Origin of the sequence: Methylotenera sp. (assembly GCF_029945705.1) — a bacterium.
Classification (GTDB): Bacteria; Pseudomonadota; Gammaproteobacteria; order Burkholderiales; family Methylophilaceae; genus Methylotenera.
Genome location: NZ_JAQSDC010000045.1, coordinates 105,845 through 112,582 on the forward strand (window position 1 = coordinate 105,845; position 6,738 = coordinate 112,582).

A 6,738-nucleotide genomic window follows, 5' to 3' on the forward strand; every position below is an offset into this window, starting at 1 on the left:
ATTTTATTTAATAATTTTGTACTTAATATTAAATTTGAATTACGATGAGTGTTAACTGATGGTGTTTTTAATTGTAAATTCGTATTTGTAAAAGGTAGCTAACTTGTCTCAATTGCCAGATATCTCTTTACTTTTAGACGCCTTATTGCTGGGTGTTACAGATGAGGTATACGTTCTTAATGTATCTACTATGCAGCTTGTTTATGTGAGTGACAGCGCATTTAAGGATACTGCTTATGACCTTGAAAGCTTACAAGAGCATGATTTAGTGAGTTTGCTAGGTGTGAGTGAAAGCATGTTAAAGAGTCATGCGGAAAGCCATCGTCACCACTCTTATTTTGTTGAAATATTACAAGAGCAAACGCCTATCATTGGTAATATTAAACATCACAAGTTGCGGCTCATGGTTTTACCGTCAGCTAAAAAAATCTTTATATTAATCATTAAAAACGATGTTGCCGACATTGCTGCTGGTCTGAGTGCTGGTGAATCAGGTGCTAAGAAAGGTCTTAGTGAAAATGAAACACGCTCTCAAACTATGGTGGCTAATACACCGGGGCTAGTTTTCCAATTTCAGCTAGACAACAACGGTGAAATGAAGTTTATCCATCTGACCGATGGCTGCAAAGCGCTACTTGGCTTAACTGCGGAAGACTTAAAAGAAGACTCCAGTTTGTTATATTCCATGATGAACGCAAGAGATCGTAGCGTGTTACGCAAGCGTCTTGAGCAATCTACCACTAACCTTAGCCTAATGAACTGGGAAGGGAAAGTTTGGATTGATGGCTGGCAAGATAATAAATGGCTTGATTTGCGTGCGGTGCCTAGGGTGCTAGGCAATGGTGTGTTGCAATGGGAAGGTATTATGACCAATATCACGCAAAGCAAAAATGCAAAGCATGAAATTGAAAAGTCTCGACGTGAGCTTGTAGAATTAACTGCACATATACACAAAATTAAAGAACAAGAGCGCAGCGCAATCGCACGTGAAATTCATGATGACTTAGGTGGCAATCTGACGGCTATTAAAATGGGGCTGTCTTCTATTATTAATAAACTCTCTAAAGGTCAGGAGGTAACCATTGAGCAAGCGCAAGGTTTAGAGTCTATATTAGATAGTACTTTTGAAGCGGTACATAGAATCTCTAGTGATTTAAGGCCTAATGTTTTAGATTTAGGTATTGTTGCAGCGCTAGAGTGGCAAGCCAAAGAGTTTGAGAAACAGTTGGGCATTACATGCAAATTCACTTGTAATCAGTCAGAAATCCCTGTTTCTACAGATCAAGGAATTACCTTGTTTAGGATTTTTCAGGAATCAATGTCTAACATTGCCAAACATGCTAAGGCAACGCATGTGAATGTTGATTTGAGTGCCTTTGAGCACGACATCATCTTAACGATTAGTGATAATGGTGTGGGTATTAAGTCTAGCGATACCTTGAAATCCAATTCATTTGGATTGCGCGGCATGCGTGAGCGCGTGACGGCCTTGCACGGTACATTTGCGGTGCAACAATCTAATAAACAAGGCACGGTAATTACAATTAAGTTGCCAGTGGAGTAGTTATAAAATCACGCCCAACTTTACCCAAAAAATTAGTACAAAAAAACATATAAGTTCAATTTTCGACACACTGATGATAAATTTCGTCACTATGTTGAAATTTCGTTAACATTTTGACAGCATTCTTTTCATATACGGTTACAGTTTGAAGTACATCATTTTTTAATAGAATATCGGCTTTAAAATAATTTCACAAAATTTTTAAATTTAGATAATTAGGGCAAACCCTATGTGACACTAAGTGTTGTGCACTATTGTTAAATATCTTTTTCAAATGAGTCTAAGTCATTTCAGTATATTAATCTTAAAAGCGCTATTTTTTATGGTCATCATGGCTTGAGTTACTCAGTCATCAATCTCAAATTTCAGTTCAAATATCCAAAATCATTGACTGGCACACAGTTTGCTTATATTTAATTGCATAGGCGACTTAAAGCTAGTTTTGCGTTAAGGTCGGTCATCACCACTTAATACTTACCCGGATATCAGCATGACAAAAAGTAACAAAATCAAAGTAATTATTGCAGATGATCATGCCATTTTAAGGGCCGGACTTAAACAGATTTTGGCTGAAACAGACGATATTGAGGTGATTTCAGAGGCGGAGAATGCGGCTGAGGCAATCAAACTAGGTTGTATGCCTGAAGCGGATGTTATTTTGATGGATATTGCGATGCCAGATCGCAGTGGCATGGATGCGCTGAAATATATTAAGCATGTTAACCATCGCATAGCGGTGTTGATGCTCTCGATGTACAAAGAAGATCAATATGCTGTACGTGCCTTAAAGTCTGGTGCTGCAGGTTATGTATGTAAGCAAACGGCTTCATCAGAGTTGGTGAATGCTATTCGTACGGTTGCTAAAGGTAAAAAATACATTTCATCAGAAGTAGCAGAAATTTTAGCTAATCAGGTCGGCATGGAAACTGAAAAAGCGCCGCATGAAAGCCTTTCAGATCGTGAGTTTCAAACCATGACATTAATAGCATCAGGTTTTACTGTAGGTGAAATTGCCGAGAAACTAGCGTTATCCGTAAAAACTATCAGTATGTATCGCACTCGTATGCTTGAGAAATTGAATTTGCGCCACAATGCTGAATTAACACACTACGCGATTAAAAATCATTTGGTTGATTAGTTTTATTGAATCAGATTGACTTGTTCGGCTCACTCGAACAAATAACATCTGCATTCAAACGCAAAGTCTAAAACTTCCATATAGCAGCATTTGGCTAAACTTAATTTAGCTTAGTCTTAATCTCGCTATTTCACACATTTATCCCCCTTATTTGAGCTAATGTTCGTTATCGCACAGAACATCAGATAGTGCATTAGGTATATTAAATTGCTAGCAAGTTTAATTTAAGTTTGCCAATGATACGATAGTTAATATAGGAGCATAAGTGTGATGAAGAGAGTTAAATCTTTACTTAATGGTTTAATTGGCGTCATAGCAATATTTGCAATCACAAGCACAGTGTAACCGATAAAAAAAGGCAACACCAAATTGAAGGTTGCGGATGCGGGCCCTATGTTATTTGTGCATATGGATAATGGTATTTACAAAATTTTCAGCCAACACAATGGCGTCATGTTTACCAAAACCATAAAAGTTGTAAGCCATAAAGGCGTTAATGTGCGTCTTAACTGGAAAAGCTCTACAGCTGATGATTCTCCAGATGAAATGTAGTATTGCTAAGCCGAGTCATTAAATCGTATTGACCAGAATAAGCTCGGCTTTTCTAATTAAATACATGCTGATATACATTAAAGGTGTATAACAGTATTAAGAGATTTCAATCACTCTTTAAATTGCTTAGTCATTCCATCCACAGTTAATTCTGTTCGCTTTATATTTCAAAAGAGATTCGGTCATGTATAAAAGAGATTTAACTCTGCGTTTAGCCGCCCAATGCTAACGACAAGCGTCCTATCAAAAATCAATCAGTATCAATTGTTTTTGTTATTGGTATTGATTGCACTCGCTTTTGTTTACTTAATCTATCGACAATCACAACAAAAACTCAGAAATTTAGTCCATTTAGAAACTCAACATTTACTTGAGATTCAAGAAAGTACGAATAAGCAACTTCGGCTATTGAATGCCACGCTCCAAGATAGCGAAGAAAAGCTGACGGTTACCCTAAACTCGATTGGCGACGCCGTTATCACAACGGATGCTGATGCATGCGTCACTTTATTGAATCCGCTCGCAGAAAAGCTTACAGGTTGGACCTTAGCTGAAGCTGCTGGACGACCGATAGCCGAGATTTTTCCAATTATTAATAAAGAAACGCGTGTGGCAGCGACTATTCCAGTCATGGAAACCTTAGCACACGGCACAATACAGGGGTTGGCTAACCACACAGTATTAATTGCACGCAATGGTAGTGAGTGTGATATTGCCGATAGCTGCGCACCAATTCGCGACCGCGAAGGTCAGGTGGTTGGTACGGTATTGGTATTCCGTAATGTGAGTGAAGAGTATGCTGTTCAGCAAGCCTTGCGCGACAACACGGCGCTAATACAGACTATTTTAAATACCGTTGCCGACGGCATTATTACACTACATGCGAGTAATGGCACCATTGAAACTGTTAACCCGACAGCTCAAAAAATGTTTGGCTTTAGCGCGATAGAACTCGCAGGTTTGAATTTCAGTGTGCTGATTCCCGAGCTTGATCAAGAGCAACGCAATAGCTCACTTAAACATTACAGTCCTAGTGATGAAGCGCGCGCTGTTGGTTTAGGTCGCGAAGTCATCGGCTGGCGTAAAGATAACAAGCCGTTTCCGTTAGAAATTGCCGTCAGTGAGATGTGGCTTGGTGGTGAGCGCTACTTTACTTGTATCTTGCGTGACATCAGTGCGCGTAGGATAGCGGAGGAGGCTTTGCTGAAGGCTGGCGCATTGCAAAGCGCCATTTTTAACAGTGAAAACTTCTCTAGCATTGCGACCGATGCCAAAGGTGTGATTCAGATTTTTAATGTAGGTGCAGAGCGCATGCTGGGTTATACCGCAGATGAAGTGATGAATCAGATCACACCAGCTGAGATTTCAGATCCTGTAGAAGTGATTGCGCGTGCTAAAACATTGAGTATTGAGTTGGCTACGGCAATTACACCAGGGTTTGAGGCGCTAGTGTTTAAGGCTTCGCGTGGTATTGAGGATATTTACGAACTGACCTATATCCGTAAGGATGGCAGCCGCTTTCCAGCGGTGGTGTCGGTTACCGCGTTGCGTGATGCGCAAAGTGCCATTATTGGTTATTTACTCATCGGCACGGATAATACGGCACGTAAACAGATTGAAGCTGAACGAACAACGCTAAATGAAGCGCTACAGCTTAAGAATGTTGAGCTTGAACGAGCTACTTTTGTTGCAGAAAAAGCCAATTTAGCTAAGTCTGATTTTCTATCGAGCATGAGTCATGAGTTACGTACACCACTAGGTGCCATACTTGGCTTTGCGCAGTTAATAGAATCAGGCACGCCAGCACCGACCACTTCACAGAAAAAAAGTATAGATCAGATTCTGAAAGCAGGTTGGTATTTGCTGGAGTTAATAAACGAAGTGCTAGATCTAGCGCTGATTGAATCTGGCAAGTTGGCACTTTCATTAGAGCCAGTATTGCTGGCTGATGTCATGCACGAGTGCGAAGCCATGATAGAACCGCAGGCACAAAGTAGAGATATTAAGGTCATATTTACGCGCCGTGAGTTTCCCTATTGGGTGAAATGTGATCGTACACGGGTTAAGCAAATCGTCATAAATTTGCTTTCTAACGCCATTAAGTACAATAAGGTAAATGGCACTGTAACAGTAGAATGCAGCATAACGCCTTATGATACTGTGCGCATCAGCGTGCAAGACACTGGTGCAGGTCTGACGAGCGAAGAACTTACACAGCTTTTCCAGCCATTTAATCGACTGGGTCAGAATGCTGAAGAAGAGGGTACGGGCATTGGTTTGGTGGTGTGCAAGCGCTTGATTGATCTAATGAAAGGTAAGATTGGCGTAGAAAGTGTTGTCGGTAAAGGAAGCACGTTTTGGATTGAGCTAGAACAAACGAGTCAATCGGAGCTAGATACTCAATATCAGCTGAAACTACCAACACCGCAACAGCCTCATCGCGATGGGCTGTTGTATAAGTTACTTTACGTAGAAGATAACCCAGCGAATCTTATGTTGGTTGAAGACATCATTGCACGACTACCTGATATTCGTTTATTTAGCGCAAACAATGCCATTCAAGGTGTTAAGCTGGCTCGAGAGGAGTTGCCAGATGTCATTTTAATGGATATTAACTTACCAGGCTTTAGTGGATTTGATGCCTTTGAGATGCTCTCGGATGACCCGCTTACCTCACATATTCCAGTGGTCGCATTGAGTGCTAATGCCATGCCTCGTGATATAGAAAAAGGTCTACATGCTGGATTCTTTCGCTACCTGACTAAGCCGATTAACGTGAAAGAGTTCATGGAAACAATGGATTTGGCACTGAAATTTGCAAAAACAAAGCAAGCGCTACTATCAAAGCCGTAAGTGAAAAAGGATATGTATGATGATTGAACGAGAAATTCTTGATGCCAATATTCTGATTGTAGATGATCAGGAAGCCAATATTAGCTTGCTAGAGCAGCTGCTATCAGAAACAGGCTACACCTCAGTAACCTCTACCAAAAATCCTGAAAAGGTATTTGAGATGCATCGTATCAACCGCTACGATTTAATTTTACTAGACTTGCAAATGCCTATCATGGATGGATTTGAAGTCATGAAAGCGCTCAAAGTCAATCCTGAGGACGCTTACCTACCCGTGCTAGTGCTTACCGCGCAGCCTAATCATAAGTTACGTGCTTTGCAAGCGGGGGCAAAGGATTTTGTCAGCAAGCCATTTGATTTGGTAGAAGTGAAAACGCGTATTCATAATATGCTTGAAGTGCGTCTGCTATACAAAAAGCTTGAGAATTACAACAAGGTACTTGAGCAAACCGTGCTTGAACGCACGGCTGAGTTACGTGAAAGCGAAGCGCGCTATCGCAGCCTCACCGAGCTGGCCTCAGACTGGTATTGGGAGCAGGATGAAAATATGAACTTTACCAAGATTTATGGACCAGTGAGTGACCCCTGTTGAATAAAGTGGACACTACCACTTCAGACAAGCTCTTCCTGT

5 protein-coding genes are annotated in these 6,738 nt (G+C 40.7%); all 5 read left to right on the forward strand.

Annotated elements, in window-relative coordinates; translation table 11 throughout:
• The first annotated feature begins 103 nt into the window (after nt 1–103).
• The 5 genes from PSU78_RS10000 (at nt 104) to PSU78_RS10020 (ending at nt 6,699) form a co-directional block, all read left to right on the forward strand.
• The gene (locus PSU78_RS10000; protein WP_300387570.1) at nt 104–1,564 is read left to right on the forward strand and encodes a PAS domain-containing sensor histidine kinase; all 1,461 of its coding nucleotides are present in this window, start codon (nt 104–106) and stop codon (nt 1,562–1,564) included.
• A gap of 490 nt (nt 1,565–2,054) precedes the next feature.
• The gene (locus PSU78_RS10005; protein ID WP_300387572.1) at nt 2,055–2,702 is read left to right on the forward strand and encodes a response regulator transcription factor; all 648 of its coding nucleotides are present in this window, start codon (nt 2,055–2,057) and stop codon (nt 2,700–2,702) included.
• Nucleotides 2,703–3,071: 369 nt separating this feature from the next.
• Nucleotides 3,072–3,254 (forward strand): hypothetical protein, encoded by a 183-nt coding sequence (locus tag PSU78_RS10010; RefSeq protein ID WP_300387574.1) that lies wholly within the window; start codon nt 3,072–3,074, stop codon nt 3,252–3,254.
• 222 nt (nt 3,255–3,476) lie between these two features.
• Complete coding sequence (locus PSU78_RS10015) at nt 3,477–6,107, forward strand: PAS domain S-box protein (RefSeq protein WP_300387576.1); 2,631 nt, start codon at nt 3,477–3,479, stop codon at nt 6,105–6,107.
• 16 nt (nt 6,108–6,123) lie between these two features.
• Nucleotides 6,124–6,699, forward strand: a complete 576-nt coding sequence (locus PSU78_RS10020) for a response regulator (protein ID WP_367186344.1) — start codon at nt 6,124–6,126, stop codon at nt 6,697–6,699.
• Nucleotides 6,700–6,738: the final 39 nt, after the last annotated feature.

Excerpts from the sequence above, each read along its gene's own strand:
- PSU78_RS10005 (WP_300387572.1), top strand. The coding sequence starts at position 2,055 with ATGACAAAAAGTAACAAAATCAAAGTAATTATTGCAGATGATCATGCC.
- PSU78_RS10020 (WP_367186344.1), top strand. The coding sequence starts at position 6,124 with ATGATGATTGAACGAGAAATTCTTGATGCCAATATTCTGATTGTAGAT.
- PSU78_RS10015 (WP_300387576.1), top strand. The coding sequence starts at position 3,477 with ATGCTAACGACAAGCGTCCTATCAAAAATCAATCAGTATCAATTGTTT.